Here is a 26271-nt window from a genome sequence, read left to right as displayed (position 1 = left end):
ATTCACAGATTATTATGGTTTAACTTTTTACAGACGAATCGAAATATATCCGGCGTGAACGGAAAGAAACTGTTTCGACAAACCGGAATGACAGAGTTGTTTCGATTTCCAGTCGATGCCGGTTGGCGGCTTCTTTTGTTGCAAAAATGTAAGAACAGATTTCTTGCTTTGTTGTTCCTTTTGTTGCTACAATGTTGGCATAATATTTGCGCCCGAAAAGGAATGCCATGATTTCTTTTAATACAGTTGAGTTCATATTGTATGATTTAATCAGTGAATAAATTTGTCTGTCGGGGTTCTTTGGAAACGGAAGAAACTCCGGTAATACTATTTACACGTTCAATTTCTCCGTCAATTTCCGTTTCAAGTGCCTTGCATTTCCGCAAGTTTTGTTGGGTGCGACACTTGAAATAGTCTTTCTGTGCTTTGCGCATCAGAACTACCTTGGTAAAGAATGTTTTTGCATCCATATGATAAATACATTAAAATTCTTTATGGGTTGCTAATTGATAATCTTTCTTTTCTTCTTCTGATAGTTCGTTGTAGCAGCTTTCGCAAACAACAGGGTAACCGTGTTCTTCTTCAAAGTACACACCACAAAGTTGGCAACACCAACCGTCTATAATATCTTCTGCAATGCTCATGATTATTTCATTAATTCAAATTCATACGCCCAAACATAGGGATTGCTTTCCCAAGTGCCTTTACCGGAGACTTTATCTATGAGGGCGGCAAAGGCTTCACGTGGAGTATCAAATCCATTGTCTTTGTTTCCCTCAAATTCATAAAATATAGATGGCGGAAACTCATCATCACCCGAATCTTCATATATCCCTTCTTTCAAGCAATCTTCATCGCTAATGTCCTGTAAGCGTTCAACCTTACGATCTGTAAATTCAATATGGCGGGGCATTAGGTCGGCTTTCACAAACATTTTATTAGTCCAACCGGGATGTAATTTCAGTTCAGGCAATATAGAATCCAAGTATTCTAAGTAAGCTGCATTTTTCCCTTTTCTATGAAATCGGTCAACATCCATATAACTTTGCGCAATGGCAACAACTTCTCCAAGTTCATATTTCGGCAATATCTCGCCCATATCAAACTCTCTTTCATCAGCATCGTACATACAAGGCCAATCAACAATCTTTTTGTCAGAATGGCGTCTGTGTATATTGAATCCTGCGACCCATTCTCCCCTAAAAGTTCTTGGACATTTGATTATTCTTCTCGTCATAGTCTTCCGCCCTTCCAATACAGCTTGAGTTAAGCCAAATTTATCATTGAACATTATTTTCTTCATTGTAGTATTCTTTATTAAAGTGTCCGTTGGCAATCAGCCAATCAATAGCCAATACACAAGATTCGACAGGTGATGCGGTTTCAAAGGATTTCACATAGGGATAAGAGAGTAACCAAGCATCGCTTGTTTCGTGATGCAAGCCAAAAACATTCTCACTGGTTCCTATTCTGATTTCGGTCGGAAGTAACTCCAACAGCCTACACAAACTCCATGCAGGGACATCCTCACCCCACAATCTATCAAATACTTCTTCTCCGGCCATTGGCGATCCGTCAGGATGCTTGTGAAAAGGAAATGCAAGTTTGGCTATTCTTTGAGGAGTCCAAAACTTACCTCTCAATGTAGGCGGCTTGGTTTGTAACTCCCACTCTAAAGCTGGTACCTTACTCTTTGTATGATGATATACCATATCAGCCGTTTCCGGCTTTAGTCCCAAAGCGAGCAATCTTTTTGACTGCTCATGGGTAGTACATATTTGCGATTTAAATTCCATTGCTCTTATTTTTGTTATTAGTTAAAACTGATTGCCACATACCTATAGAACCGTATGTATCCGAAACAATAAGAGGGATTCTCTGTATTATCACCTATCTCAATTCGCACGTTATAGCCTTTCATCCGTAAAAAGCGTGCAGCTATTTCATAGGCGGTGTATCTTTTTCCATGAATATCCCAATAGCTGGATTTCCATACTGTTTGAGGAATACCTTTTTTCAGAATCTTCTTAAAGGCTTTGGCGGTTCGTATAACTTCTTTTTTATTCATATTTGTTCCGATTTTAATTTCTTGTTTATTTCTTTTTCAGCAGCTCTGGTCCCTTTCTTGAAACCCTCTACAAAGCTGTCAAAACAAGCTCTATGGATTTCTAAAGTGCATCTTTGCATAAGTGGACAAATCGAACATTTTTGGCTAAGCCCTGCGGACTTTTTAGCGAGTTTCGTTACATTTTTCATTGGTTTATCCTTTCATTCTGCCTAAAAAGGCAAGTTTAATCACATCATATTGAGTTCCTATCCATGCAAATTCCAACATGGCATTATCGTCTGCAATGTCATTAATTTGCATGATTGGGTAGTTACCTTGATTTGTGCTATAACAAACACACGAACTGTAAATAAAATCCTCAACCTCTTCTTGACTTCTTGGAACATTGAAATAACTGTCAAGGCTTCCGATTATATGCTCTTTCAAGTATTCGGAACTATATGCAGCAGCAATCTTATCTTGATTTCTAAGTGCATATCTCATAACTCATCTTTATCTCCTAATTCAGACAACGCTTGTTCAAACTCTTTGAGTTTCTTAATGGCGTAATCTCTACGATAAGTGATTATATCACGACTTGTATAATTTGTATAGAACCGGTCTATAAGGTTTTGAATAAAAAACCTTTCAGGCTCTTCGCAATGATTCAATAGAATTACATAATTCGTGTTTCGTGGGTGGAAACATAGGAATCTATAATAATTCACTTTGCCGCAAGAACATTCAATTAAGCGTTCATCAGTCTTTAATTTCCTAATGTCTTCAGTGTTCAATATAGGTTTCATGATTTAATCCTCCATATTAGGTAGTAAATCTTCGATGTATGCCCAACGGATAATTTCTGCTTTTTTGTAAAAGTTATCCCAATTCATCGAATCAGGGATTACGTTAAATCTACCATTTTTGCATTGAGCAAGATAATTTCTTTTCCTTTCCGGACATTCTTTTGCATCATGCCACACGCTATTGATGCGCCAGTTTGCACCCCATTCCGCAGCTTTAGTGTGTTCAATAAATCTATCCACAAACCCCGGATTGTTCGGGTCTGCTGCAAACTCATTTGCATAAAGATGTTCCTTTATTGCCTCCTTGATGTTTTTTTTCATTCTTCAACTCCTTTCGGTTTGTTTATCGGTTTCCAATGGGTTATCTTGTAGTCCTTGTAGTTGCAGGTTATTTGGTCTAAATAATCTTCCGTCCACCCGTATTTATTGTAATAAGCTGTCAAGTAATCTACTTTCCATTTGTTACTACAGCATAGATATTCTACCCTTAAAATGCAATATGTTCCAATTGGTGGCACGTCTTCCGTGTCCTCTTTGCATTCGTGCCATTCTTCATGCTCATTCCAACGCCTTGCGATCTCTTCACAAAGAATATTTGAGCTTTCCACATCACCCAAGTGGATTTCTGCTATTTGGTAATTCATACCGTCCTTTATACAAAGTTCCGCATCCAATTCATCCGCACCAAATAAGCGTTTGCCTCGTGCTGGTAGGCAAATAAGTTTCAATGTATCAGTATCTAATTCGCCTTTGGCGTATGCCCAATTCAGTTTTATTTTTGTCATAATCCAAAAATATTTTTGTAAAATTCAAAATTTCTGTTTTCTACCTTTGCATCTTCCGGATAATAAGTAGCGCGATGATACCATGCTTGATAGCATTTCGGGCAAAACCATTGATTTAGCACAGCTATGTAATAGCCTGTAGATGCAGTTTCGTTGCAGTAGTCACAAATTCCTATTGCACCATATTGTCCTAATTCCTCTACAAGTTCTTTCCTACTTATTTGGATTACCTTGAATCCTTTTTTATTGTCTTTTATATTTGCCATACCATTCCTTTTTTATTCACAAAGCCCATAGTAGCTCATACAACTTGTTGCCACATCATCGTCGAACAGAGAACCACCTGCACGTTTACTTTGTACATAACGAACAACATCGCTGATTAGAGGATATTCACCCTTATAATACTTAGATGAAATTTTATCAGGACCGAAAAAACTGCTGTTGAACTGTTGTTCGAGACCTGCAATGTAGCTTATCCTTTCTGGCTCTTGTACGCTGATATTGTAAATGTCTTGTTGTGAAGCCATCACGCAAGGAAAGCAACCAACACGTTTGTAGCCCATTCGGTAGAGAGGATTAGGCTGTATTCCATTTTCAAGTATATAGTCAATCACTTGTTGTGCCGACCAATCGAATACCGGACGCAATAGGTCATCAGCATATTTCTTTCGAAATGCCAATACATCTTTACGACGATAGGTGTGGTACTTGTCCTTACCATTCTTATCCTTACCGTATGGCTGCACATAATACTTGAAGTACGTACATTGCTTGGACATTTCGGCACGCTTGGCACTCTCGGCAGCACGTATTCCTTGTATAATCAGAACATCATCGTTTACTTCATCGAGTATGTAGTCAATCATCGGAATGGTTTTCAATTCAGATGTGCAGAATCTCCGTTGCGAGGATGGCCAGCGTGATTTCTTTTTTGTCAAATCTACCATACCGTTAAACTTCTTTGACTTGACGGTAATGAGATTTAAGCCAAGTTGTTCCTGTACTTCTTCGATATATTTATAGGTCAATGGGTGTTCCCAACCTGTATCACAAAATACTGTAATAAAATCTTTTGTTAGGTTATTACGCACCCAAAGAAGTGATGCAAGACTATCTTTGCCACCACTGAATGAAACTATTACTTTCATCCTTTACCTCCTTTCTTCAATTCTGCAATAAGAGCATCAGCACCGCTAATGCTCCACTGGGCTAACGTTTCGCTACTTGCATCCACACACTGATTATGTGAATTGGCTGAAAATCCTTTCATTATCTCTTTCGCAATCTCGTATCTGCGTTGTTCCCAGTCTATGGCTTTTTCAAATTCAAGTGCTGTTCCGGGCATTCTTCGACCGTCTTTCGTTATGAATGAACCGCATAAAACCTGCATAGTACCTGACGGTTCAACATCTATGACCTCGCCGGTAGCCTTTACTTTAGCTTTAAGTTTTTCAGCAGCTCTCATTTGTCTCGTGTGTTCTGCTACACAAGTTTTACACCTGTTAGGATATGATTTGCTGAACTCTGAAATATGCTTTGTTTGCCCGCACTCTGTGCATTTTTTATAAATTGAATTGTCCATGGTTATTATTGATTATAAGTTTCTTGAATAGCTTGGAATATCTCATACATTACTTGTGGGACAATCGCATTGCCATATGCCTTTATCGATTCCTGCCGCCACTTTGAAAAGGCAATACCGTCCAATCTGGTGGAAATCCCATCATCTCGGCTACAAACAGGGGATTGAGTTGGGAAGTTTTTCCACCGTTCTGCGAATGATGCTCTCCTAACATTACCGGCAGGTTGCACAGAGCATCCGTCCTCATTTTCCCATTTTTTCTTTTCAATGCTTGTGGGGAAACGGAGGGTTGATAGTCCCTCGCTGCTGGAGTAGGGAGCATCCCATTCACCGCCATTGCTGTCAAAGCTGTGCCCATTTGACTGTTCGGATTGTATTTCTTGCTGTACTTGTCCGCTTCCCGGGCATTGGGAGTAGGAAGCAACCGAACCATTCTCGCAAGTCCTACGCATCCGTTCTGTCCGTTCTGATTGATTCTCCTCGGAGTCCCGTTTCTGGTCGTAACAAATTGGTCGTTCTTTCCAATTATCGCTCCGGTTGTTGCATCGCTCGCCATCGGAGTGGGAAGAAGCCCGAACGCAGCCCCTGACGAAAGGTTGTTGAGTTTCGTACCCGTTCTGTCTTTCGTTCTCGCAGCAGCTTTCATGGGGTGTTCCACCACTTCCACGGCACGTGGTGTCGGAAGCAGTCCTACCGGATAGAATGTTGTCTTCCCATTTTCGTTGCATACCTTTAACCCCTGCGTCTGCACGGTGGGCAATAAAGAAGACACGGTCTCTTCTGTGCGGCGCTCCGACGGCACAAGCCGGAATAACAACCGGTTGGACGAAATATCCTTCACGTTCAAGGTCGTTACACACTGTTTCGACAACGTATTCCTGCCGATGCAATATTCTTTTTCGGTCAACCTCTCCGAACAGAGATTCTTCACGTCCCAACGCAGTTTCACTGCCGGGTTGTACCATTGAGAGGATTCCAGCAACGTTTTCACCAACAACCCAATCGGGCTGAATCTCCCGTATCGCTCGTAGCATTTCCGGCCAGAGGTAGCGGTCATCTTCCGCTCCCTTTCGCTGTCCGGCGCAAGAAAAAGGCTGGCAGGGAAAACCTCCGGTGAGGACATTGATTTTTCCACGCCACTCTGTAAAATTTGTTTTCGTGATGTCTTCATAACTTTTGCTGTTTGGGAACCAATAATCAAGTATTTTTCTCCCGAACGGGTTTATTTCACAATGGAACATATTTTTCCAGCCCATTTCCTCGGCAGCTATTTCCGGACCACCGATGCCGCTGAACAAACTACCATGGGTAAACTTATTCTTTTCCATGATTACGGATTTTTTGTTTTTGCTACTTTAGTTGGTTCATAGTACTTGCATTTGTCTGTTCCCGGATTGTATGCTGGCCATACCCATTGCAAACGTGTATCGGGTGGATCGGGCAAATAGCGTTTACAACTCTTGCGGATTGAGCAGGTAACGCCCGAACAATAACTATAATCTGTATTCATCGTCATAATGTTTTTAATTAGTTTACTGTTTTCTGAATGACTGCTCATTGCCGAAATTGATGATTAGCATCATTTCACGGAAACGGTCTGCAATTCGTTCGTCGTAATATTCTGCAATTTCTTTTGCCGTAAGATTGGATGAGACCAGCGTACAGAACTGCTCTTCATAGCGAAAAGACAGCATATCCATGGCGGCGGTTACGTAATCGCCATAATGAATGCTTTCTTTCGGTTCGGAGCCGAGTTCGTCGATTGCGAGTATTTCGATTTGGCGCAGCCTTTTGTAGCGTGCCACATCGGAGGTGTTGTCGCGTGTGGGATTGTTATACGCTTTAGCCAGCAAGACGAGTTCTTTAGCCGATACCATCATGTAGCCGCGTATCGGATATGCATCCGCATTGCTGTTATACCCCTCATCAGAGCGCAAGTAGTTTATAAGGTTTTGCAATGCACGCAGAATGGTGGTTTTCCCATTTCCGGCATCGCCGCAAAGGAACAATCCGAAAGTGGAGGCTTCCGATGTAATCCAATTGGAAATGTCCCAAAGGTGCTTTTTGTATTGTTCGGTGGCATTAAATTCCCTATGCCTATGAGCAACTTCCACCCGGCACGCTTCATATAGCATAGCGTAAACTTGCTTGGCGGTATATGGCAATCTAAAACGAGTTACCATATGTTTTCTCTTCATCAGATTTGAGAAGATTACCTCTGCGTTGATTTCTGCTTTCGGGTCTAACTTTATCATCTTTTCTTTTATTTTTATCATTTACAATTCTCAACCATGCGTTGAAGTGCTGTTTGGCATCCTGTAAGGAAGAATGCCGGTCTTTCCCGTCTGCCAGGCATTGCACCCGGAAGTCGTCAAGACTGCTGCGCAAAGAGGAAATATTCGTTGCATGAAGCACTTGTAATTGGTCAAGCCAACACTCGTCTTTTTTCAGTTCGGCAATTTCTTCATCGATAGTCATGGAGTAAGGCTCGTATTGCAGTTCGTTTTGCACTGTTGTACTACCTTGTATCGTTTGTGGATTGTCATTCTTTCGTGGCAGTTTTTCAGTTTGTTTGGGCTTTCTTTTCTCGATTAGGTTATAATCCCCAATATAGCAAACACGACGGCACTGTACGCATATACGACTATACCTTTCCTGAATACCTTTAGAAGTCAATACTTTTTCAGCGTCAAACAATTCTTTTGAAAACAACCCCAGTGTCAGGCAGGTTTTGATTACTTCTGATATATATGCCTCCTCAAATCCCGTAAGCTCCGAGCAAATGAAAGGCAACTCTTTATCCCACTTCATATAATACCCACTCTTGTAGATATTGCAGAGCAGCAGAGCATATACCGTTATAGCTTTTCCACCTTGATACTTGATTAGTTTTCTTATTTTAAGGTCGTTAAATATATCTATATCCAGAGGGAAATAGTCAAGACCTTTTTTAAAAGTTCGTGCCATATCTGACTTTTTTAAAATTCATTTCTCAAATAATCATCCACTTCACGAATGAAATCATCTAGCGAAAAGCACAGAACATATTTGTATTCTCCGTTTTCACATATTATCTTTTGCCATTCTTTTTGTGATGGAGATTGATAGCCGCCTTTCTTTTTCATTTCAATGAGCAGCGCACCATAATCACGATTGCTTTTCAACAGAATCAAATCGGATACACCGGCTGTTACGCCCTCAGCTTTCAATTTGCCACCTGTAACAGTATCACGTCTTCCTCCGTTCGGCACAGCAAACAACCGGCCTTTTAACTTCGGATACTTCAAATTGAACCACTTTACGCAAGAGCATTGTATGCGATGTTCCTCATCGTCATATTTTTGCTTCTTTTTTCGTTTCCTTTCCATTTGAAGCATTTCCTCAAGTGTCATTGTCGCTTTGCTTTTCGGGTGTAACAATGGTGTCTTTTCCGGTCTTGTCTACTACAACTTTTTTCCCACCAACGGTTATCGTTGTCCTGCAACCTTCGGGGAGAGATTGTATGAAATTTCGTACAACAGGCGAATTGGCATTTTCACTGATGGTATCCGTAATGGACTCATCTGCGGCATATGGATAGACGTCCATAATGGCAGTTTCCGCTACCGATGCAATTTGGTAGTCGGCCATTGTGCCTTTCATACCCTCATCCAGTTTATTTACTGCATCACGCAAGTCGGCTGCTTGTACCAGTACGTTGGTAGCCGTCTTTTTTTCTGCTCCACTTTTTTCATCTGAGGTAATGAAATACAGCTTGCACTTGAACCAGCGGTCGGCACTGTCTTCCTCACAGGGAAAGAGCTCGCTATAGTTGGCACGTTTAATGTCGGAAACTGTAAACTCACCGGAAATAAAGGGTGTCATTTCTTCAATGATGCGTGCTTCCGCTTCCGTGAAGCTGAGCGCGTCAACCAGATAGGGTTCTGTTACTTTCTTGTTCATTCCGTTATCCATTGTCTTTTCATAACGGATTTTACATTCAAACCACGTGTGCATCATGAGTTCATTTTTTCTTTGAGTTGTTTACTGACTACAAGTTTTACTGTTCGTCTTGCCGGAATGATTACCGTTGTTCTCTTGTAGATATTACGGGCTTTCCTTTCTTTTGTGATATAAGTCTTGATAGTGCCAAAACCACGTATATAGACACTTTCACCTTTACAAAGTGCTTTCTCAATAGCATCAAAAGCACAATCTACGGCTTGAATAGCCTGTGAGCGACTAATAGTCGTATTGTTGATAACATGTTCAACGATCTCAATTTTTCTCATTGTTTTTATTTTTATTAAAATGATAGATCACTATTGTTTGGTCTACAATTCTCAGTTTTGTATTGAGTATTTTCAACTGATTTTTTCATTATGATTCTTGATTTAAATCCGCAGATAGAAGTAGGACGATGGCTGCAATGGCAAAACTCATTCCTAAAATGGCATACGTATATGCTTTAGAGGATTTGGATTCTAAAGCAAAATGAAAGTTAACAGCAAAAATGATGATATTCAAAACAATAAATATTATATCAAAATAGATTCTCATATTACTTCTTTATTTACTGGTTACTATTATTTTTCCTCATAATCACAAATGCTAATAGGGATTCTTGTTAAATGTTAACGAAAGCCCATTTGTAGCGGCTGTTATTTCTATCTCTGGATATAATCTTTCTATTCCATGGATAAACTCCGTAGCATTGCTGTTATTGTCGGACAGATGCAGGAGTAGAATGTTGCATACTTGAGACAGGTCATTGGCTTGCAATGTGAGGAGACAGTTATCATAGGACATGTGCGACTTAATGGTGCGTTCGTAGCGTTTCTTGTCAATGCGCCCGGCAGTGAAATTTGCATCAAGAATTTCCTTGCTATAATTGCACTCCAACATTACATTGTTAAGACCGGGAAATTTGTATTTTAGGAAATAGGTGTCTGTGGCAAACAGCACTGTTCCGCACTCTTCATGACGGATGAGGTATCCGTAAGGTTCCGCAGCATCATGTTGTACAGGGAACGGTATCACTCTAAATCCATTTATCACAACTTGTTCGAATGGCAACAGCCCTTTTGCCCAATAGCTGGAAGAGAAACCAAGCGCATGTTTTGTGCCTTGACTCATATAGCAAGGTATGCAGGCGTTTATAAAATCGCCCACACATTTGGCATGGTCGCCATGCTCATGGCTGACGATACAACCAACAATGCTGTTTAGATTGAAGTCAAGAACTTTTTTTACTTTGTTGAACTTAACTCCGGCTTCCACTGCAAGTACCTCACCAGTCTTTTCAGACTGGAAGAGGTAACAGTTGCCTGATGATGAAGAACCTAACACATGAAGTTTCATTTCAAATAGGATTAATAGCCCGGTCCATCATCCTCGGTTGAGGCTTGGTTTTCGGTACTTGTTTCACCTTGGGGCTCTTTAATTTCTCCTGTTTCAGGGTCAACACCTGCCGGAACTTCGTTGGAAACCGGAGCTACTGCATCATCAAAACTGATAGTGCCTTTGTTGGCTTGCGTGGAAATTTCTTTCGCAACCTGTTCTGTAACATCGACATAATCGGCGTCCTCTACATTTTCTTCAACGGTACGCATACCCATTGACAGTTCCGGTGAGTATGTAGAGCACCAGAACGAGGCGGCACGGTAACGTAACATCTGTTCGGACATAGTACGCCACTTACTGCCGTTTTTGCTATACCAACCCTCATCAATCGCCATTTGTATGGTAACGGCTGTACCACGTAAGGCAAGTGGTGATTTTGATGTAACCGGTTTTCCGTTCTCATCATGCGTAACACCTTTAGGAGTAGTCCATGCCACACACTTGACATTTGCCACACCGTTATTGCAAACTCCATTTGATGTCAATTCAAACTTCAGTGGTTCAAAGCGTCCACAAGTATTGATAGTGGCAATTAGGAACTTGGACGACCAAGATGGGCGACCATATACAATGTACAAGTTCTGCATTACCATAAGAGGGGATGCGCCAATGCGTGTGGCCACATCGAATGCGATTACGCAGTTGGCTACTGCTTCGGCTTCAGAGACCGTTTTTTTAGGTCCTTCTCCGGTCTTACCGCCAACAACACCGCCAATGCGGTAACTTTCGGGTACAAGACTGGAATTGGCAAACATGGTGGAGAAACGGTTGAGCGTTTCAATGGTTGTCGGGTCAAAGAAGTTGATGCCAACAGGAACGTTACTTTGATGTGTAACCGGTGTGATTTGTCTTTCGTTCATAATTCTAATAATTAAAGATTTAACTATTTATTTTACTGTTAGTTGACTGTCTGTTGTAACCTGCAAGAATATCATTTGTGCGTTGGAAGCAATGAATGTATTCACGCTTTCGGCACGGTCAATGAACATTGGAGCATAGACTTCGTAATGCCTTGCCAATGTGTTGGTGATGTCAATACCTGCGTTCACTTGCTTTGCTGTATTGCACGTACCATAGGACACACCATCAATTATAGGGATACATACTTCGTATTCGTTTCCGTCAAGAGTGGTATCGAAAAGTTTCCAGTGTACCATGCCAAACAGCGAGTTCAAACGGCTCTCACAATCATCAATGCGAGCTTTGGCAAACTTAGCAGCTATATATTCACGTTTCTCTATGTCGGCTATCTTCTGTGCGAGTTCACGACCTTCCTTTTCAAGACGCTCTATTTCTTTATCATAGTTGGCGATAATGGTACGGTTGTTTAGTTGGATTTCCAAGTTCTTAATAGCAGATTTCACCAACTCGGCACGTTCGGACAGTTCGGTATCTGTCTGAGTATATGTGATATTTGCTATTTCTTTTTCTATCTCATCCAAACGTTTTAGGTTTGCTGCATACGCAGGCAGCTCGTTTTCGTTGATGGCGGACGGTGCTGCTTTCGGGGTGGATTTCAGACGATCATACAGCCCTGCAATACATTCGTCAATGGCAGTAATCTTTTTGGAATGCTCTACAAGTTCTTCATTACGCCTGTTTAATTCCTCTCGGTATGATTCGACTTGTGTCGACAGGGATTTTCCACGTGATTGATTCTCTTTGAGCCTGTTTTGTTTATATTCTTCAAACTTTTGGAGAACGTCTTGTATCATATTGTCGGGTAAAGGCTGGCCGCAATGAGGACAGATATTATCACCGGTGTACTGTGTGGCACGAATGGATGCCCATTCGGAACGTAATTCTTCAAGTCTGCTTGTTGTTCTAGTTATTTCTTCGTTCAAATACTTGATGCGTTCTTTTGCACGGGTAATGTCTATATTGCAATCCGATCGTTCGGAATGAATATTCTTCAACTCTTTCTCGATTTCATTACGTGTTTCGTTCTGCTTATCGGCTTCCTCCTGACGACTTCTCCTTTCTGCGGCAAGAATATCCTTCTGTTGCTGTTCGATTTGCCGTTTTTCACGGTTCAGCGCAGCTTTTTTATCGATGGCAGATTGCTTGCGAGCATCTTCAGAATGCAGAAGTTCGTTTATTTCTTCCAGCTCTTTCTTTTTGTCGGTGAGCATTTCTTCCAATGAGTTCCAATCCTCGGCTTCTGGTTTCATCTTGTCCGTTTGGTCGATACGTGGCTTGATTTCATCCGCTTGCATTTTTAGACGTTTTTTCTCTGCGGCAATCTGCCGACGATAATCCGCCAATGATTTGCCACTCAACATGTCTACGAGAGCGGTAAATTCTGCATTTCCCTGCGCCAATTCGTTGTCTGTTTTGGCTCCGGCAATGGACATTAACACTTCACGTTGAACATCTTGTTTTAACGATAGGAAATACTCGGTATTGGTTAGCATCTTGAAAAGGTTCTCATCAATGATTTCGGCATTTATACGTTCCTTATACTCATTGACACGAACAGGTACGCCGTCCCATGTGCATTCGGTGACATTCCCCTTGAACACTTCCTCTACTTGTCCACGAGGTTTGACCCATTGCTCCTTATACTCTCGTTTGATGGTAATTTCCGTTCCATCAACGACTAATGTTCCCTCTACGGAGCATTCACAATGCTGTAGGGGATTGCCCTTTTCGTCTGTGGTGCGCAAGTTGAAGTCTTTACGGTCTTTGCTGTCCTTGCCGAAAAGCAGCCAACAGAACGCATCCATGTGCCTGGACTTGCCGAGACCGTTACGACCACAGATACGTGTAACAGTGCCATCTGTATGGAACTGTGTTGTCCTTTCTTTTTCTCCACGCCAGTTGCGAAGCGTGATTGATTTTAGCTGAATTGCTTTCATCTACTTTGATTTTTAATAGTGAAAAAATAGTGGGAGGAACAGGATTTGAACCTGTGTCCTGCTGCATCTTGGCCATTTGGGTACGTACCGCCGCTCTATCCGCTGAGCTATCCTCCCTTATCATTTGAAATAGTCTTGTTGTAACCTTTGTAGTGTACGCAGTTCGATTGTGCGGTATTCAACTTTGCCCGGACGCTTGCAGGGGGTTATTTTACCCTGCTTGCGCCATCTATCCACATTGCCACGCCCAAACATAGCGTATGCTTTTCGCTGGCTGACCATTTCGGGATCATTGTGTGTATCGGCAAGCATACGGACTACAGAGGACGCTACATCGCGGACGAAAGTGTCATAAGTAACGGATTTATCGGGAAAATCAATAGTGAGCATAGGATTACGGATTAAAGTGAATACTCTGCACGATAATTTTCATCGGTTTTAATGAAATATGTAAGCACTTTTATTAGGGAACGTTTAGAACCGGGCTTGGCAATAGAGTCAACCAGACTTTCTCTCTTTTGCTTGTCTGTAGCAATAAAGATGTAGCCCACGTGTCTTGCTTCCGGTTTAAGAGGCTTGATTTGAGAATTTAATTTTTTGAAATTGATAGACATGATATTGTAAGTTAAGAGGTTATTTGTTTTCATTTTGAAACTCCATCCATGATATACGTACCAGTTTCCATGTGAGAAAGATGAATACAGCTGATACAAGATAGCCAATGAACGATGCGATGTTTCCAAGTATGATATGTGCCACAATGCTGACAACCACCGCAAAAAGCATGATGCAGGATAGTATCAGTTGTGAAATATTTACAAATTTGTTCATGATGATTACAAATTACGATATTCTGATTACTGTTATGATACGCTTTTCTCGGTCCGTTTCTGTCTGGTACTTACGATTCAGGATAAGTCCGAGATCGGAAGCCTGAGCACGGACGCTCTTAGTCTTTTCAATGGGGAAAGTAACCGTTTTACCTACTTCCAAATCCGTTAAAGTTGGACGTACTTTTACTTGATTTTCTGCCATTTTATTTGTTTTTTATGGGTTATTGTTTAACTTTATAGTGCAAAACTAATATATTTATTCGTGGCGAACAAATATTTTCGTCATAAAATTTAGTGTATGCGAAATTAAATATTAGTTGACTAATTCAAGTTCCTGTAAATCATGAATTTAGAAATTGTTAGAAAATTGAGCGAAAACAGAGGTGGTGGATTAAAGAAACTTGCTGCTGATGTTGGAATGAGCGAACAAAATCTACATAGATGCATTAGAAACAATAAGATTCAAGCGGCAGACTTAGAGAAGATTGCTTTTCTATTAAAAGCTGACATACGAATTTTTTTTGATGATGAAGTATCAAGACTATCAAATAATACAGTTGAAACAAACGGCGATTTTAGTCCTGCTTCGATGATGGGCAACGTGTCTGTAGGCACAGATGCTATTCTTGTAGAACGAGTGAAGCATTTGGAAGAATTGTTGGCTGAAAAGGAGAGGTTGATTAAGGTTTATGAAAAGTTAGTAGAGGGAAAAAAATGAGATATATAGTTGGAATAATATGTCTTATTACTTCTTTACTGTTATGTGCTTGCAGTGAAGATGACGAGAAAGGCGCTGAACGCTATTCGGGTGTATTTTTGAGTATGGAGGCTATAGATGCTATTACTCCGGAAGATTCTTTTTCTGATGTCATATTGCATAATGTTGAGTTTGAAAAAGTGGAAGTAGGAAAAGGAGAGCCTATAGAAGCTGGTGATTACACTGTGAAGACAGAAACTACTTACGACTTAATCATGCAAGAATCCGAAGCTGATCTGTATATAAAAACAGAAAAAAGAACAGATAAAATGTTTGAGGCAACTTATGTATATAAATATGTTTTTAAGCAGGGAACTTACGGAGTGATTGAAGTATCAGAAAATGCTATTACGGTCAACGGATATCCATATTGTAAACTTCAAAAATTTACACTAATACGTACTGAACCAATTGGAGAAAAATATTCCAAACAAGATACAGAGACAGAAAATTACAAGGGAGTATTCTCCTGCAAAAGCAATGGTAGAAGCATAACTTTGTCAAATAGTGATTATATGTTTGAAGCCGCGCTTGATGGTAACGAATGTAGGTTAACAGAATTATCTCCTGAACATAAAAATATCGGCACATTAGAAAAGCAATGAACGGAGAGTACCCATATTGTAAAACAGAGCCTTTTATGGATGAATTGAAAAAAGCCGCATTCAATGCTATCTACAAAGATGGTTGTGATAATTGTGGAGATTGGATAGATACATTGGTAAACTGTTATTCCGAAGAAGTGGTGGACACTCTTGGGAATAATCCCAATGAGGTTTATGCAGAATTGGAAGATATATGGGAAACCATGGATTATGAAGACCCTCGAACCGGTATTTGCCTAACTTATCAGAATTGGGCAGAATATTTCACAGGGGAGTTTGCCCATACAATCTACAATGAATTGATTAAATCAAAACAGGTGAACGAACGTAAATAATCCGTTTTAAAGCGTTCAAACCTTTAAGATGATAAAAGTATCGTTTTTCGTATTTGTGTTGATTGTGGCTTATCTATTTGCCTTAAATGGGTAATATATCAAGACTGGTAGCGGCGAGTTCTTCGATAAATGGACGAAAACATTAATCATAATAGACAGATACGAAGAAATTGAATAAACGAATATTGTTGAGAAGTATTATATAACTCATTGAAAAGTATCTTATTTTGGCAGCGGCGCAAGCTGCAATAGAAGGATAGTCAAATACGCTGGTTAGGTACTTAACTATCTGATAAATAGACTGTAAATACTTGTGAAAGTATTTGCAGTCTATTTTTTATTGTCCGCTTTGTCTTGGGCATTCGTTCTCTTGGTTAAATAAATATTTGGTATTTATTATAAAAAACTAACCAAATGTTTGTTTAATCGTAAAAACAGCTTTACATTTGCACCCCAGAAATCGACCGAATTGGGGTCTAACGTTTAATTTAAAAAAACAAAGAAGATGAAAAAGGGTTTATTATTGGTAGTTGTAATGTTGGCAACTATCGCTGTAAAAGCACAAGACATTTACGTAGGCGGATCTTTGAATCTGTGGCGTAACAGTACAGGCAACACTACCTCTTTTAAAATTGCTCCGGAAATCGGATACAACTTTAATGAGACATGGGCATTGGGTGCTGAATTGGACTATTCACACAATTATGTTACAGGACAAACTGCAAACTCTGTATTTGTAGCTCCGTACATTCGTTGGTCTTATTGTGAAACCGGTGCTGTCCGTCTGTTTCTGGACGGAACTGCTGCTATCGGCTTCGTGAAAATTAAAGATGGAGACACCACCAAGGCTGGACAAGTGGGACTTAGACCGGGTATTGCCGTTAAATTGAACGATCACTTTTCTTTTATTGCCAAGTATGGTTTCTTGGGATATCGTAGAAATGTAAATACGCTTGGAGATTCTTTTGGTCTTGAACTTACCAGTGAAGATCTTTCAATTGGTTTCCATTACGCTTTCTGATAAGAGGAAAACAGTTTAATCAAATAGGAAAGGGAGTTCTCAAAAATAGGGAATTCCCTTTTTCTATGTATAAACTCTATAAATTACGCACTTGTTAACGAAAAAGTTGTTTAATACGAATTACAATTATACATTTGTATTGTTAAATAGGGAGGGGTAATAAAATCCCTTAGTATTAATTTAAAACTTTAAAATTATGAAGAAGAGTGTTTTGTTTGTTTTATTTGCACTGATTTCAGTGGCAGGTTTCTCTCAAATTACAGGTTGGAATGCCAAAGTAGGTATGAACTTTAGTAATTACACCGGTGATCTTGACCTGAATGCAAAGGTTGGATTCAAACTTGGTGGAGGTTTTGAATATGCTTTTGATGATACATGGTCACTGCAACCTTCATTATTCCTGACTAGCAAGGGGGCAAAGAAAGATGGAAGTAGCATTAATGCAATGTATTTGGAATTGCCGGTAATGGCTGCTGCGCGTTTCAATGTAGCAGATAATACTAATCTGGTGGTTAATGCAGGTCCTTATTTTGCTTGTGGTATTGCCGGTAAGACAAAGTTTGACTTAGGAAATAATACGGAGCATAAAGAGAATACTTTCGGTGATGATGGTTTGAAACGTTTTGATGCTGGTCTTGGTGTGGGAGTCGCATTGGAGTTTGGTAAGATCATTGCAGGTTTGGATGGTCAATTCGGTTTAGTTGACGTACAAAAAGTTGGCAATCCTAAAAATATGAACTTCTCTATTATCGTGGGATATAAGTTCTGATAAGAAAACACTGAAAATACAGAAAGCCGTTGCAGAAGACAATTTGCAGCGGCTTTTTTAGTTCATGATTGAGAAAGTCATTTCTTTTATTGTGGGTATAATGGGAATGCACAGTCAGTTTACCATCGGCTTTTCATTAATCTGATAACTTCTTCAACTTTTTAAAGTGCTCGATTACGGCTAAATAGTTCTGATCCTGACAGGCATCGAATTTGTTCCAAAGATCTCCTAATACGACAGCCCCTCCAAAACCGAAATCTTTAATCTCCAGTAAATTATCTTCATTGATGCCTCCCAATGCCATTACTTTAGAGTCGATGATTTTCGCTCTTTGTGCTTCGCGCAATTCTTCGGCAGTATAGGTTGAATAGTAATTCACTTTAGAGATACTGTCATAGATAGGACTCATAAAAACATAATCATAAAAATGCTTTCTGTTTTTCACCTCTTCCACTGAATGGCACGAACAACTGATATGGCCATAATAGTCATGCGGCTCTTTGGGATTACGGGCATTCAGGTGGATTCCCATCAGATTGAATTCCTCTTTTAGATAAAAATGCTCATGCGTGACAATGCGGCGGTGGTATTTCTCCGGAATAAGAGTCAGCAGCCGTTCTGAATACATAGCCGGAGTCTCCGGTTTCCTAAGATGTAGGACATCCAGCCCCTCTTCGAAAAGAGCGGTAATTATCTTATCTTCTTCGACAAAGAAGGTAGGGGTGGTAACTACAATTAGTTTCATTTCTTTCGTTAAAATTGGATTGTCTAGCAAAGTTACTAATTAACTATGTCAGAAACCAACCTTTATAGTGAAAATTTGTTAGATTGCAATGTCCGCAGGTCGATTGTCCATAGTTTACCGGCTAAAACATCACCAAAATCACAGATAATTTTCAACACTTCCGTAGCTTCCACACTCCCGACAATAGCAGGAGTAACTCCCATTACACCTTTAGGCGGAGGAGGCATCCGCTGCATTTCTTCTTCGTCAGGATAAAGATCCCGGTAGTTTTTCTTCTGATTTCCGTAATTGAACACAGAAACCTGTCCTTCAAAACCACAGATGGCTCCATATACGTAGGGTTTTTCCTGTTTAATGCAGATGTCGTTAATCAGGTAGCGGGTGGCAAAATTGTCGCAGCCGTCGACCACTATGTCGTATTTCTGAATAATATCATATGCATTATCTTTCGTCAGCCGGGTAGAGTAGGGATAGATCCTGATCCCACTGTTGAGAGCGGAGAGTCGTCCGGCTGCACACAAGGCTTTCGGTTTACCCAATTCCTTTTCGGAATAGAGAACTTGCCGTTGCAGGTTAGTGATGCTTACCAGATCATCATCTACCAGTCCGAGACAGCCCACACCCGCACCTGTCAGGTAAAGGGCGATGGGAGAGCCTAACCCTCCCACGCCTACAATAAGCACTTTGGCTTCCTGTAGTTTCTTCTGACCTTCTTCTCCGATTTCGGGAAGTATGATTTGTCTGTCGTACCGCATCTGCTTATCTTTTAAAGTCAAAAGACTGGTCCCAATCCTTCCAGACCGGTTCACGGCCTAATCTCTTTAAATCACGTTCCACTTCAACCGCTTTCCGTTCGTCACTTACATGAAATTGTTCCAGCGTTTGAGGATAACTGTAATATCCTCCCGGTTCTGTTTTACTCTCTGCACTCATGGTTGTGACGCCGAGTGTTGCCATGTGATTTCGAATTTCTGCACTCTCACGGGTGGAATAGGAGATATCTACGTCATGGTCGAAGATTCGCATAGCGAATGTAAGTTGAGCCAGTTCCCGGTCGTTCATGACTACATTCGGCTGGAATCCGCCATTTTCAGACGGGCGCATACGCGGGAAATTTACACTGTACTTTGTTTTCCAGTAATGCTTCTGCAGATAACGCAGATGATAAGCCATCATCGTAACGTCTGTCCGCCATTCTTCCAGACCGATCAGGACACCCATGCCAATTTTGTGTACACCTGCCTGTCCCATACGGTCGAAGCCGTTTACACGCCATTCGAATTTGGATTTCATGCCTCTCGGATGGTACGTTTTGTAATTTGCTCTGTTGTAAGTCTCTTGAAAACAGATCACTCCGTTCAGGCCATGATTTGTCAGTTCCTTGTATTCCTCCGCTTTAAGAGGCATTACTTCAATTTGCAGATTGCTGAAGTAAGGCTTCGCTAAATCCAGTGCCTTGGCAATGTACGGAACGCCTGCTGCGGCAGGATTCTCACCAGTTACAAGCAGCAGGTTTTCAAAGGGAGCCAACCGTTTGATGGCTTTGTATTCGTTGACAATCTCTTCCTCTGTCAGTATTGTTCTCTTCATCGGATTGCTGATGTGGAAACCGCAATAGACACAGGAGTTGGTACATGAATTAGTCAGGTAGAGCGGTACGAACATGGAGATAGTCTTACCGAACCGTTCCATCGTATATTTCTGACTAAGGCGTGCCATCACTTCCAGATAAGGAGTGGCGGCAGGTGAAATCAGCGCCATAAAGTCGTTGACATCCAGATGCTCTTTTTTACCCAATGCACGGCGTACGTCGGCATCTGTTTTGGAATAGATGGCTTTTGTCGTCTCTTCCCAGGATATTTTTTCTAATTCGTCGGAGAACATTCTTATTAAATTGAGAATTGAAAATTAAAAATTAAAATGAGGGGAGGGCAGGTTCGGTCAGTGGGCTGACTTTTTGTTTCTCCCCACTCATTATTTGTTGGTTTTAGCGCTTTTCTTTAAATCGCGTGACAGTCTCATTGCACAGAAATTGGGTCCGCACATTGTACAATATTCTCCGTCGATATGATGTCCTGCACGGAAATAGGTCTGTGCCCGTTCCGGGTCGAGAGACAGGTCGAACTGATCTTTCCAGCGGAACTCATAGCGGGCTTTACTCAATGCGTTGTCCCGTACCTGTGCACCCGGATGACCTTTTGCCAGGTCAGCGGCATGAGCGGCTATCTTGTAGGTAATGACTCCTACACGTACGTCCTCCTTGTCGGGTAAGGCAAGGTGTTCTTTCGGAGTGACATAACAAAGCATGGCCGTACCCAGCCATCCGATTTGTGCGGCACCGATAGCAGAAGTGATATGGTCGTATCCGGGAGCAATGTCCGTCACCAACGGGCCGAGCGTATAGAATGGGGCGTCATGGCATTTCTCAATCTGACGTTCCATGTTCTCTTTAATTTTATGCATCGGAACATGGCCGGGTCCCTCGATAAATGCCTGAACATTCTTGTTCCAGGCACGAAGCACTAATTCTCCCATGGTATCCAGTTCGGCAAACTGCGCTTCGTCGTTCGCATCATAGATGGAGCCGGGGCGAAGTCCGTCTCCTAAGGAAACGGCTACGTCATATTGTGCCAGAATATCACAAATATCATCAAAGTGATCGTATAAGAAGCTTTCCTGATCGTGTACGAGACACCATTTGCTCATAATACTTCCTCCACGGCTGACGATACCGCACAACCGCTTGTCGGCAAGATGAACATTATGGCGGCGGATACCTGCATGGATGGTGAAGTAATCTACGCCTTGTTCACATTGTTCGATCAATGTATCCCGGTAGATTTCCCAGGTGAGGTCTTCTACTATGCCGTTCACTTTTTCAAGTGCCTGATAGATGGGAACAGTACCGACCGGTACGGGACAATTGCGGATGATCCATTCACGTGTTTCATGAATATTTTCTCCGGTGGAAAGATCCATCAAAGTATCTCCCCCCCATTTACAGCTCCACAATGCTTTCTCCACTTCTTCATCTATGCTTGAAGTAGTAGCTGAATTTCCGATATTTGTATTGATTTTCACAAGGAAGTTGCGTCCGATAATCATCGGTTCGGCCTCCGGGTGGTTGATATTGGCTGGTAATACGGCACGTCCCTCTGCAATCTCCTGACGGACAAATTCAGGAGTAATATGAGTGTTAATTCCCAGTTCCTCGCAATTCATGTTTTCGCGGATCGCTACATATTCCATTTCAGGAGTGATCATCCCTCTTTTGGCATACGCCATTTGAGTGATTGCCTCTCCTTTTTTAGCGCGATAGGGCAGGGCGATGTGCTCGAAGCGTAAGTGATCGAGACTTTTATCATCCCTTCTCATACGTCCGTATTCCGAAGTGATTTCAGGGAGTTGTTCCACATCGCCACGACTCACAATCCATTCTTCGCGCATACGGGGCAGCCCTTTTTTAAGATCGATGCTCATATTTGCATCGCTGAACGGTCCGCTGGTATCATATACATATATATCCGGATTGGGTGTTGCTATCTTTTCTTCGCCTTCAAAGCTGACACTGGGCACTTGTTCCACTTTCCGCATGGCTACACGGATATTCGGATAAAGTTTACCGGGTAAATAGACTTTCTGTGAGCGGGGAAATTTTATTTTTTGTTCCATAGTTTATTCGTTTTTAATCAAGAAAAGCCGTTAGAGGTGAACTTGCTTCTGCCACGAAGTCTACGGCTTGTAATCCTAATCCTGCTTCGTAAGCCTGTCTTCCGGCTTCTGTAGCCGCTTTGAATGCTTTTGCCATTTCTACCGGATTTCCGGCAACGGCTATTGCAGTATTTACTAATACAGCGGAAGCTCCCAGTTCCATTGCTTCGGCAGCATGACTGGGTGCACCGATACCCGCATCTACGACCACCGGGATACCTGCCTGTTCGATTATGATTTGCAGGAATTCTTTGGTCTGCAATCCTTTATTAGTACCGATTGGTGCACCGAGTGGCATAACGGTAGCTGCGCCCGCCTCTTCCAGACGTTTGCAGAGTACGGGGTCAGCCTGACAATAAGGCAACACGATAAAACCTAGTTTTACCAGTTCTTCCGTAGCTTTCAGTGTCTCGATAGAGTCAGGGAGCAGATAACGCGGGTCCGGGTGAATTTCCAGTTTCAGCCAGTTTGTTCCAAAGGCTTCGCGAGCCAACTGTGCGGCAAAAACAGCCTCTTCTGCATTACGTACACCGGAAGTATTGGGCAATAGCTGAATATTCGGATGGATAATATGTTTCAGCATGTCATCCTCTTTGTTGTCCATGTCGATTCGTTTCATGGCAACAGTAACCATTTCCGTGCCTGAAGCCAGAATAGCTTGTTCCATTACTTCATTGGAATTGAATTTTCCTGTTCCCAGGAAAAGACGGGAGTTAAATTCGCGTCCCGCAATTACTAACTTTTCCATTTTATGTATTTTAGTTGATTATTTAAATGCTAATTTATGAGTTCACCACAGAGGACGCAGAGGACACGGAGGTCTGATGATTTCTTATTCATTATGGAGTTACACAGAGTATATGTGTTTATCATTCTGTTTTAGGAAAGAACGAAAAACTCTGTGTACTCTGTGGTGAATCAATGATTCTACGTGTCTCTTCTACCGGATTGTCCGCTCCGAGAATGGTTCCCGACAGGGCTATCCCGTTGACTCCTGTATGAAGTATGGCAGGGATATCCTCATAAGTGATTCCTCCAATCGCTACTACGGGGATTTCGATATTCGCCTTTTTCATCTGTGAAAGGATGGAGGAATAACCTTCCAATCCCAGTACAGGGCTTAAATTCTTTTTAGTGGTGGTAAACCGGAAAGGACCGATGCCGAGATAATCGGCTCCGGCACGGTAGTGCTGTACGACATCTTCGAATGTATTTGCGGTGCCGCCGATAATGAAGGCTTCTCCAAGTATCTGGCGAGCTTGGTCGATAGGCATATCTTTTTTACCCAGATGCACACCGTCCACTTCCAGCTTTTGCGCCAGTTCGACGTGGTCGTCCAGAATCAAGATCGCTTCGTGTTCTTTGCAGAGCGGTTTCAGTTGCAAGGCTACTGCCTCCACTTCTTCGGGAGAAGCGTCTTTCATGCGTAGCTGGATCCATTTGCACCCTCCTTCGAGTGCCATACGTGCCGATTCGAGGTACGAATACCGTTCGGTCTGATGCGTGATAAATTGTAGACTGACCATTCCCTTATCCTCCGCAAGCAGCTTTGATAATCACCAGGTTGTCGTTCTCATGCAATATGAAACCTTCCCATTCGGTACGGGGAATCATTTTGTTGTTTACGGCGATAGCAATGCCTTGAACAGGAAGTTCGAGCTGTGCTGTCAGTTGTGTAAGGGTAGAATCAGGAATAATTTCCACCTCTTTGTTGTTCACTTGTACTTTCATTGTCCTATCAGAATAAATAAATTGAAAGTAAATACAAAGAGCGTGCTTGAATGGAAAGGCGATAACGAAGAAACACAATCCCTACGTCAGTACTAACTGCATCAGGTTCCTAGGGTATAATCTCAGCCCCTCGAGGGGCACCCCTTTGTCTTTACAGGGGCAAAGTAAGCGAAAAAGAAACAGAAAAACACTAAATCATCCGATTTTTTTTCATTTTTCTGTTGATTTTTGTTTTTTGATGGGATGGGAAAAGATAAACCGGGCACCATTCTTATAGCTTTTGTCAATCCAGATATCACCTCCCATATATTGGATGGTCAGTTTGCAGATGGCCAGTCCCAATCCCGTACCCTGCATGAATTCATTCAGTTTTTCGAAACGTTGGAATACGAGTTCCTGCTTGTCTTCGGGGATTCCTGTGCCGGTATCAGTCACGGAGAACAGCATACATTGCTTTTCCTCATCCACTTTATAATCCAGTGTGATACTTCCTCCGGCGGGAGTGAATTTCAGAGCATTATTCAGTAGATTGATAATAATCTGTTGCAGGCGTAACGGGTCTGTGTAGAGCTTATAGGGTTCTTTAGGCATTTGAAGTTTGATGTCTACATCCATTGTCTTGTTCCGGTTGGTCAGGGTAATCATATTCTGGCAATGGTTCACCAGCTCACACCATTCATAATTGAATTGCAGTTTCCCTGATTCCAGACGTGATATATCCAGTACGTCACTAATCAATTGTAGCAGTAAATTAGAATTGGTCTGGACAATATCTGCGTATTCTTTCAGTTCTTTATTTTGCTCAACAGAGCCGATAATCAGGCTGGAGAAACCGACAATGGCATTTAAAGGTGTCCGTATCTCGTGGCTCATATTCGAAACAAAGGCACTTTTCAACTGATTGGCTTCTTCGGCACGTTCCTTGGCGTCACGTAATTCAACTTCAGACTCTTCCAGCTTCTTTTTATCTTCCCGTAATTGTTTCGTCGTTTTTTCAAGGTGGTTCTTCAGGATTCTAGTCCGGTAATAGTAATACAAGGAAATCATCAGGCTTCCTACTAATACGAGAAATATGATCAGGATGAACTGCACTTCTGTCTTGTAAGCTACAAAGAACGGGATGGGCTGATTGATGACCATTGAGTTGACAGGTAACTTCTTGTCTTCAAATCCCCATTCTTTTAGTTTCTTCGCATCAAATTTATATCTGTTGGGCAAGATATTGATACTGCTGATATCAGTTTCCTTCTGGTCTAAAAAACGGTAAGCATATTCTCCCATGCTTTTTCCCACTCCTTCATATTGCGGGACATATCCTCCGATAGCCCAGTAACCAATGGCAGTGGAAGTCATACTGAACACAGGCAGGAGAGGATTGGCTTTGGAGAAAGCATAAACAGAGTTGCTCATGTAGGTGATACCCCGGCTGTCGATTCTCCAGATGCCAAGTAACATTGCCGTGTTTCTGGGAAGATTGCGCAATTGATTGACAGCCATATCAAGTGTATGGATGCGACCGTCGATGTAAGTGATAGATAACTGCGGGAAATGCTGCAGGTTTTTCTTGAACCATGCCAGTTCGGCAAGTCCGTTGTATGTATTATCCGATACAAATACCAGATGCTCGGTATCCGGATAGAAATCCTGTATCATTTCTATGTCTTTGCTGATATTGTATTCGTATGAATTACAGTATTTTACATTATATTCTTTCATTCGTTCCGTTAAGTCGATACTTACTGGATTATAGTCTCGGATATCGATCGAATCCTCCGGAATACGGATTCCGTTGCGTGATGCCATTGCGCAAAAAACAGGAAGCTGCTTGTATTTTTCATCTTCAAGATGGAGGAAACTGCTCCATGCTTCCCCACCCAGAAGAATCACTAATTTAGCTTTCGGATGCTTATCCAGAATATCGGTTAATGTTTTTTTCCATTGGTGTGCCTGCGTTAAGTCTGTTGCATTCATGTTTTCTACGATGGTCGAGTATTTTCCTCCCAATCGGGTGTAAGTTTCTATAAATGTACTGATGTTGTCGTAGGTATATTTAGTATCCGAATTATAAGAGGTGATGAACAGAATTTCTCCCGCAGATTCTTCTGTGGTGGAAGCATTGCAAAAAAGGGGGAAGAAAAGGATTGCAATGGAGACGATAAATCGTATTTTTTTTTCTTTTATATAGTATCATAATTGTTTGTTATGTTGGATTATTAGTTGCAAAAATACAACTAATGCGTCTGATATACAATAAAAGTCAGTTTTTTTAATCTGTAAAAAAGGTCGCTGTGAAATACACAA

The 26271-nt window shown here is 41.5% G+C and carries 40 protein-coding genes, 1 tRNA gene, 1 pseudogene and 1 riboswitch; of the genes and pseudogenes, 5 read left to right on the top strand and 37 right to left on the bottom strand.

The features are described from left to right. Window positions 1–19 precede the first annotated feature (19 nt). The 29 genes from NXV01_RS18925 to NXV01_RS18785 form a co-directional block, all read right to left on the bottom strand. Window positions 20–256 (bottom strand): hypothetical protein, encoded by a 237-nt coding sequence (locus NXV01_RS18925; protein WP_005938177.1) that lies wholly within the window; start codon window positions 254–256, stop codon window positions 20–22. Between the two features lie 10 nt (window positions 257–266). Beyond that, complete coding sequence (locus tag NXV01_RS18920) at window positions 267–470, bottom strand: hypothetical protein (protein ID WP_032945486.1); 204 nt, start codon at window positions 468–470, stop codon at window positions 267–269. Between the two features lie 12 nt (window positions 471–482). Further along, a complete protein-coding gene (locus tag NXV01_RS18915; protein ID WP_005938173.1) occupies window positions 483–644 on the bottom strand; it encodes a hypothetical protein in 162 nt (53 codons plus the stop codon). Window positions 645–646: 2 nt separating this feature from the next. Then, on the bottom strand, window positions 647–1303 hold the full coding sequence (locus NXV01_RS18910; RefSeq protein ID WP_032945489.1) for a hypothetical protein: 657 nt from the start codon (window positions 1301–1303) through the stop codon (window positions 647–649). Further along, window positions 1281–1796, bottom strand: coding sequence for a hypothetical protein (locus tag NXV01_RS18905; protein WP_032945491.1), 516 nt, complete (start codon window positions 1794–1796; stop codon window positions 1281–1283). The genes NXV01_RS18910 and NXV01_RS18905 overlap by 23 nt, the downstream gene beginning before the upstream one ends. A 17-nt stretch (window positions 1797–1813) precedes the next feature. Then, on the bottom strand, window positions 1814–2068 hold the full coding sequence (locus NXV01_RS18900; RefSeq protein WP_032945494.1) for a hypothetical protein: 255 nt from the start codon (window positions 2066–2068) through the stop codon (window positions 1814–1816). Further along, entirely contained in the window at window positions 2065–2256 is a 192-nt protein-coding gene (locus tag NXV01_RS18895; protein WP_032945497.1) for a hypothetical protein, read from the bottom strand. The genes NXV01_RS18900 and NXV01_RS18895 overlap by 4 nt, the downstream gene beginning before the upstream one ends. A gap of 4 nt (window positions 2257–2260) precedes the next feature. After that, window positions 2261–2551, bottom strand: coding sequence for a hypothetical protein (locus NXV01_RS18890; RefSeq protein ID WP_005938146.1), 291 nt, complete (start codon window positions 2549–2551; stop codon window positions 2261–2263). A gap of 305 nt (window positions 2552–2856) precedes the next feature. After that, the gene (locus NXV01_RS18885) at window positions 2857–3174 is read right to left on the bottom strand and encodes a hypothetical protein (protein WP_032945502.1); all 318 of its coding nucleotides are present in this window, start codon (window positions 3172–3174) and stop codon (window positions 2857–2859) included. Further along, entirely contained in the window at window positions 3171–3638 is a 468-nt protein-coding gene (locus NXV01_RS18880) for a hypothetical protein (RefSeq protein WP_032945504.1), read from the bottom strand. Before NXV01_RS18880 ends, NXV01_RS18885 begins: the two co-directional genes overlap by 4 nt. Beyond that, entirely contained in the window at window positions 3635–3904 is a 270-nt protein-coding gene (locus tag NXV01_RS18875) for a hypothetical protein (RefSeq protein WP_032945507.1), read from the bottom strand. Before NXV01_RS18875 ends, NXV01_RS18880 begins: the two co-directional genes overlap by 4 nt. Window positions 3905–3916: 12 nt before the next feature. Continuing rightward, a complete protein-coding gene (locus NXV01_RS18870; protein ID WP_005938131.1) occupies window positions 3917–4789 on the bottom strand; it encodes a phosphoadenosine phosphosulfate reductase family protein in 873 nt (290 codons plus the stop codon). Further along, a complete protein-coding gene (locus NXV01_RS18865; protein WP_175324222.1) occupies window positions 4786–5106 on the bottom strand; it encodes a hypothetical protein in 321 nt (106 codons plus the stop codon). The genes NXV01_RS18870 and NXV01_RS18865 overlap by 4 nt, the downstream gene beginning before the upstream one ends. A gap of 122 nt (window positions 5107–5228) precedes the next feature. Continuing rightward, complete coding sequence (locus tag NXV01_RS18860; RefSeq protein ID WP_032945511.1) at window positions 5229–6551, bottom strand: DNA cytosine methyltransferase; 1323 nt, start codon at window positions 6549–6551, stop codon at window positions 5229–5231. Between the two features lie 2 nt (window positions 6552–6553). Beyond that, entirely contained in the window at window positions 6554–6733 is a 180-nt protein-coding gene (locus NXV01_RS18855; RefSeq protein ID WP_117694728.1) for a hypothetical protein, read from the bottom strand. A gap of 22 nt (window positions 6734–6755) precedes the next feature. Further along, a complete protein-coding gene (locus tag NXV01_RS18850) occupies window positions 6756–7421 on the bottom strand; it encodes a hypothetical protein (RefSeq protein ID WP_005938123.1) in 666 nt (221 codons plus the stop codon). Continuing rightward, window positions 7390–8190, bottom strand: a complete 801-nt coding sequence (locus NXV01_RS18845) for a DUF4373 domain-containing protein (RefSeq protein WP_005938120.1) — start codon at window positions 8188–8190, stop codon at window positions 7390–7392. The genes NXV01_RS18850 and NXV01_RS18845 overlap by 32 nt, the downstream gene beginning before the upstream one ends. An 11-nt stretch (window positions 8191–8201) precedes the next feature. Continuing rightward, a complete protein-coding gene (locus NXV01_RS18840) occupies window positions 8202–8615 on the bottom strand; it encodes a VRR-NUC domain-containing protein (protein ID WP_005938117.1) in 414 nt (137 codons plus the stop codon). Continuing rightward, the gene (locus NXV01_RS18835) at window positions 8605–9222 is read right to left on the bottom strand and encodes a DUF4494 domain-containing protein (RefSeq protein ID WP_032945517.1); all 618 of its coding nucleotides are present in this window, start codon (window positions 9220–9222) and stop codon (window positions 8605–8607) included. The genes NXV01_RS18840 and NXV01_RS18835 overlap by 11 nt, the downstream gene beginning before the upstream one ends. Continuing rightward, complete coding sequence (locus NXV01_RS18830) at window positions 9219–9494, bottom strand: HU family DNA-binding protein (RefSeq protein ID WP_005938110.1); 276 nt, start codon at window positions 9492–9494, stop codon at window positions 9219–9221. The genes NXV01_RS18835 and NXV01_RS18830 overlap by 4 nt, the downstream gene beginning before the upstream one ends. An 88-nt stretch (window positions 9495–9582) precedes the next feature. Continuing rightward, complete coding sequence (locus NXV01_RS18825) at window positions 9583–9762, bottom strand: hypothetical protein (protein ID WP_005938107.1); 180 nt, start codon at window positions 9760–9762, stop codon at window positions 9583–9585. 51 nt (window positions 9763–9813) lie between these two features. Then, window positions 9814–10563, bottom strand: a complete 750-nt coding sequence (locus NXV01_RS18820) for an MBL fold metallo-hydrolase (RefSeq protein WP_005938104.1) — start codon at window positions 10561–10563, stop codon at window positions 9814–9816. Window positions 10564–10574: 11 nt separating this feature from the next. Next, entirely contained in the window at window positions 10575–11465 is an 891-nt protein-coding gene (locus tag NXV01_RS18815) for a hypothetical protein (protein WP_259023066.1), read from the bottom strand. 27 nt (window positions 11466–11492) lie between these two features. Beyond that, window positions 11493–13463 (bottom strand): ATP-binding protein, encoded by a 1971-nt coding sequence (locus tag NXV01_RS18810; RefSeq protein WP_032945523.1) that lies wholly within the window; start codon window positions 13461–13463, stop codon window positions 11493–11495. Between the two features lie 30 nt (window positions 13464–13493). Continuing rightward, a tRNA-OTHER gene (locus tag NXV01_RS18805) sits at window positions 13494–13580 on the bottom strand. 3 nt (window positions 13581–13583) lie between these two features. Further along, window positions 13584–13853 carry a hypothetical protein gene (locus NXV01_RS18800; protein ID WP_005938093.1) on the bottom strand — a complete coding sequence of 90 codons (270 nt, stop codon included), beginning with the start codon at window positions 13851–13853 and terminating at the stop codon, window positions 13584–13586. An 11-nt stretch (window positions 13854–13864) separates the two neighbouring features. Further along, window positions 13865–14110, bottom strand: coding sequence for a hypothetical protein (locus tag NXV01_RS18795; protein ID WP_018452100.1), 246 nt, complete (start codon window positions 14108–14110; stop codon window positions 13865–13867). Continuing rightward, a complete protein-coding gene (locus NXV01_RS18790) occupies window positions 14097–14294 on the bottom strand; it encodes a hypothetical protein (protein WP_005938087.1) in 198 nt (65 codons plus the stop codon). Before NXV01_RS18790 ends, NXV01_RS18795 begins: the two co-directional genes overlap by 14 nt. A gap of 12 nt (window positions 14295–14306) precedes the next feature. Continuing rightward, a complete protein-coding gene (locus NXV01_RS18785; RefSeq protein WP_005938084.1) occupies window positions 14307–14498 on the bottom strand; it encodes a hypothetical protein in 192 nt (63 codons plus the stop codon). Between the two features lie 141 nt (window positions 14499–14639). Here NXV01_RS18785 and NXV01_RS18780 point away from each other — a divergent pair, with 141 nt between their 5' ends. From NXV01_RS18780 to NXV01_RS18760, 5 genes are all read left to right on the top strand, one after another. Beyond that, window positions 14640–15014: a hypothetical protein gene (locus NXV01_RS18780; protein WP_005938081.1), complete on the top strand. Its 375-nt coding sequence runs from the start codon at window positions 14640–14642 to the stop codon at window positions 15012–15014. After that, on the top strand, window positions 15011–15658 hold the full coding sequence (locus NXV01_RS18775) for a hypothetical protein (RefSeq protein ID WP_032945524.1): 648 nt from the start codon (window positions 15011–15013) through the stop codon (window positions 15656–15658). The genes NXV01_RS18780 and NXV01_RS18775 overlap by 4 nt, the downstream gene beginning before the upstream one ends. Window positions 15659–15693: 35 nt before the next feature. After that, the gene (locus tag NXV01_RS18770; RefSeq protein WP_032945526.1) at window positions 15694–15993 is read left to right on the top strand and encodes a hypothetical protein; all 300 of its coding nucleotides are present in this window, start codon (window positions 15694–15696) and stop codon (window positions 15991–15993) included. 505 nt (window positions 15994–16498) lie between these two features. Further along, the gene (locus tag NXV01_RS18765) at window positions 16499–17014 is read left to right on the top strand and encodes an outer membrane beta-barrel protein (protein WP_148366979.1); all 516 of its coding nucleotides are present in this window, start codon (window positions 16499–16501) and stop codon (window positions 17012–17014) included. 196 nt (window positions 17015–17210) lie between these two features. After that, complete coding sequence (locus tag NXV01_RS18760) at window positions 17211–17783, top strand: porin family protein (RefSeq protein ID WP_148366978.1); 573 nt, start codon at window positions 17211–17213, stop codon at window positions 17781–17783. A 136-nt stretch (window positions 17784–17919) separates the two neighbouring features. Here the strand turns inward: NXV01_RS18760 and NXV01_RS18755 are convergent, their stop codons facing one another. The 8 genes and pseudogenes from NXV01_RS18755 to NXV01_RS18720 form a co-directional block, all read right to left on the bottom strand. Next, a complete protein-coding gene (locus NXV01_RS18755; protein WP_148366977.1) occupies window positions 17920–18528 on the bottom strand; it encodes a thiamine phosphate synthase in 609 nt (202 codons plus the stop codon). 62 nt (window positions 18529–18590) lie between these two features. After that, window positions 18591–19283: a HesA/MoeB/ThiF family protein gene (locus NXV01_RS18750; protein ID WP_148366976.1), complete on the bottom strand. Its 693-nt coding sequence runs from the start codon at window positions 19281–19283 to the stop codon at window positions 18591–18593. Between the two features lie 4 nt (window positions 19284–19287). Then, entirely contained in the window at window positions 19288–20412 is a 1125-nt protein-coding gene (thiH, locus tag NXV01_RS18745) for a 2-iminoacetate synthase ThiH (RefSeq protein ID WP_148366975.1), read from the bottom strand. Window positions 20413–20502: 90 nt separating this feature from the next. Then, window positions 20503–22200: a phosphomethylpyrimidine synthase ThiC gene (thiC, locus tag NXV01_RS18740; RefSeq protein WP_234133552.1), complete on the bottom strand. Its 1698-nt coding sequence runs from the start codon at window positions 22198–22200 to the stop codon at window positions 20503–20505. 13 nt (window positions 22201–22213) lie between these two features. After that, complete coding sequence (locus tag NXV01_RS18735; RefSeq protein ID WP_004295706.1) at window positions 22214–22987, bottom strand: thiazole synthase; 774 nt, start codon at window positions 22985–22987, stop codon at window positions 22214–22216. A gap of 121 nt (window positions 22988–23108) precedes the next feature. Continuing rightward, window positions 23109–23765: a thiamine phosphate synthase gene (locus NXV01_RS18730; protein ID WP_195649600.1), complete on the bottom strand. Its 657-nt coding sequence runs from the start codon at window positions 23763–23765 to the stop codon at window positions 23109–23111. 4 nt (window positions 23766–23769) lie between these two features. Further along, entirely contained in the window at window positions 23770–23970 is a 201-nt protein-coding gene (gene thiS / locus NXV01_RS18725; protein ID WP_148366972.1) for a sulfur carrier protein ThiS, read from the bottom strand. A gap of 61 nt (window positions 23971–24031) precedes the next feature. Then, window positions 24032–24125: riboswitch (TPP riboswitch) on the bottom strand. A 55-nt stretch (window positions 24126–24180) separates the two neighbouring features. Continuing rightward, window positions 24181–26161, bottom strand: a pseudogene (locus tag NXV01_RS18720) (ATP-binding protein). Between the last annotated feature and the right edge of the window lie 110 nt (window positions 26162–26271).

The sequence above is a fragment of the Bacteroides sp. BFG-606 genome, assembly GCF_024788145.1.
GTDB lineage: Bacteria > Bacteroidota > Bacteroidia > Bacteroidales > Bacteroidaceae > Bacteroides > Bacteroides vicugnae.
The sequence above is the reverse complement of the archived record's forward strand: the minus strand, read 5'-3'. Positions and strand labels throughout refer to the sequence as shown.

Coding starts and splice junctions, on each gene's coding strand:
- thiH (WP_148366975.1), bottom strand. CDS start 20,412: ATGTTCTCCGACGAATTAGAAAAAATATCCTGGGAAGAGACGACAAAA.
- NXV01_RS18900 (WP_032945494.1), bottom strand. CDS start 2,068: ATGAATAAAAAAGAAGTTATACGAACCGCCAAAGCCTTTAAGAAGATT.
- NXV01_RS18810 (WP_032945523.1), bottom strand. CDS start 13,463: ATGAAAGCAATTCAGCTAAAATCAATCACGCTTCGCAACTGGCGTGGA.
- NXV01_RS18795 (WP_018452100.1), bottom strand. CDS start 14,110: ATGAAAACAAATAACCTCTTAACTTACAATATCATGTCTATCAATTTC.
- NXV01_RS18865 (WP_175324222.1), bottom strand. CDS start 5,106: ATGAGAGCTGCTGAAAAACTTAAAGCTAAAGTAAAGGCTACCGGCGAG.
- NXV01_RS18785 (WP_005938084.1), bottom strand. CDS start 14,498: ATGGCAGAAAATCAAGTAAAAGTACGTCCAACTTTAACGGATTTGGAA.
- NXV01_RS18815 (WP_259023066.1), bottom strand. CDS start 11,465: ATGAACGAAAGACAAATCACACCGGTTACACATCAAAGTAACGTTCCT.
- NXV01_RS18825 (WP_005938107.1), bottom strand. CDS start 9,762: ATGAGAATCTATTTTGATATAATATTTATTGTTTTGAATATCATCATT.
- NXV01_RS18845 (WP_005938120.1), bottom strand. CDS start 8,190: ATGGCACGAACTTTTAAAAAAGGTCTTGACTATTTCCCTCTGGATATA.
- NXV01_RS18780 (WP_005938081.1), top strand. CDS start 14,640: ATGAATTTAGAAATTGTTAGAAAATTGAGCGAAAACAGAGGTGGTGGA.
- NXV01_RS18860 (WP_032945511.1), bottom strand. CDS start 6,551: ATGGAAAAGAATAAGTTTACCCATGGTAGTTTGTTCAGCGGCATCGGT.
- NXV01_RS18915 (WP_005938173.1), bottom strand. CDS start 644: ATGAGCATTGCAGAAGATATTATAGACGGTTGGTGTTGCCAACTTTGT.
- NXV01_RS18885 (WP_032945502.1), bottom strand. CDS start 3,174: ATGAAAAAAAACATCAAGGAGGCAATAAAGGAACATCTTTATGCAAAT.
- NXV01_RS18855 (WP_117694728.1), bottom strand. CDS start 6,733: ATGAATACAGATTATAGTTATTGTTCGGGCGTTACCTGCTCAATCCGC.
- NXV01_RS18880 (WP_032945504.1), bottom strand. CDS start 3,638: ATGACAAAAATAAAACTGAATTGGGCATACGCCAAAGGCGAATTAGAT.
- NXV01_RS18895 (WP_032945497.1), bottom strand. CDS start 2,256: ATGAAAAATGTAACGAAACTCGCTAAAAAGTCCGCAGGGCTTAGCCAA.
- NXV01_RS18760 (WP_148366978.1), top strand. CDS start 17,211: ATGAAGAAGAGTGTTTTGTTTGTTTTATTTGCACTGATTTCAGTGGCA.
- NXV01_RS18770 (WP_032945526.1), top strand. CDS start 15,694: ATGGATGAATTGAAAAAAGCCGCATTCAATGCTATCTACAAAGATGGT.
- NXV01_RS18925 (WP_005938177.1), bottom strand. CDS start 256: ATGAACTCAACTGTATTAAAAGAAATCATGGCATTCCTTTTCGGGCGC.
- NXV01_RS18920 (WP_032945486.1), bottom strand. CDS start 470: ATGGATGCAAAAACATTCTTTACCAAGGTAGTTCTGATGCGCAAAGCA.
- NXV01_RS18840 (WP_005938117.1), bottom strand. CDS start 8,615: ATGACACTTGAGGAAATGCTTCAAATGGAAAGGAAACGAAAAAAGAAG.
- NXV01_RS18910 (WP_032945489.1), bottom strand. CDS start 1,303: ATGAAGAAAATAATGTTCAATGATAAATTTGGCTTAACTCAAGCTGTA.
- NXV01_RS18735 (WP_004295706.1), bottom strand. CDS start 22,987: ATGGAAAAGTTAGTAATTGCGGGACGCGAATTTAACTCCCGTCTTTTC.
- NXV01_RS18750 (WP_148366976.1), bottom strand. CDS start 19,283: ATGCGGTACGACAGACAAATCATACTTCCCGAAATCGGAGAAGAAGGT.
- NXV01_RS18800 (WP_005938093.1), bottom strand. CDS start 13,853: ATGCTCACTATTGATTTTCCCGATAAATCCGTTACTTATGACACTTTC.
- NXV01_RS18765 (WP_148366979.1), top strand. CDS start 16,499: ATGAAAAAGGGTTTATTATTGGTAGTTGTAATGTTGGCAACTATCGCT.
- NXV01_RS18775 (WP_032945524.1), top strand. CDS start 15,011: ATGAGATATATAGTTGGAATAATATGTCTTATTACTTCTTTACTGTTA.
- NXV01_RS18905 (WP_032945491.1), bottom strand. CDS start 1,796: ATGGAATTTAAATCGCAAATATGTACTACCCATGAGCAGTCAAAAAGA.
- NXV01_RS18820 (WP_005938104.1), bottom strand. CDS start 10,563: ATGAAACTTCATGTGTTAGGTTCTTCATCATCAGGCAACTGTTACCTC.
- NXV01_RS18850 (WP_005938123.1), bottom strand. CDS start 7,421: ATGAAGAGAAAACATATGGTAACTCGTTTTAGATTGCCATATACCGCC.
- NXV01_RS18875 (WP_032945507.1), bottom strand. CDS start 3,904: ATGGCAAATATAAAAGACAATAAAAAAGGATTCAAGGTAATCCAAATA.
- NXV01_RS18755 (WP_148366977.1), bottom strand. CDS start 18,528: ATGAAACTAATTGTAGTTACCACCCCTACCTTCTTTGTCGAAGAAGAT.
- NXV01_RS18790 (WP_005938087.1), bottom strand. CDS start 14,294: ATGAACAAATTTGTAAATATTTCACAACTGATACTATCCTGCATCATG.
- NXV01_RS18730 (WP_195649600.1), bottom strand. CDS start 23,765: ATGGTCAGTCTACAATTTATCACGCATCAGACCGAACGGTATTCGTAC.
- NXV01_RS18835 (WP_032945517.1), bottom strand. CDS start 9,222: ATGATGCACACGTGGTTTGAATGTAAAATCCGTTATGAAAAGACAATG.
- NXV01_RS18890 (WP_005938146.1), bottom strand. CDS start 2,551: ATGAGATATGCACTTAGAAATCAAGATAAGATTGCTGCTGCATATAGT.
- thiS (WP_148366972.1), bottom strand. CDS start 23,970: ATGAAAGTACAAGTGAACAACAAAGAGGTGGAAATTATTCCTGATTCT.
- NXV01_RS18870 (WP_005938131.1), bottom strand. CDS start 4,789: ATGAAAGTAATAGTTTCATTCAGTGGTGGCAAAGATAGTCTTGCATCA.
- thiC (WP_234133552.1), bottom strand. CDS start 22,200: ATGGAACAAAAAATAAAATTTCCCCGCTCACAGAAAGTCTATTTACCC.
- NXV01_RS18830 (WP_005938110.1), bottom strand. CDS start 9,494: ATGAGAAAAATTGAGATCGTTGAACATGTTATCAACAATACGACTATT.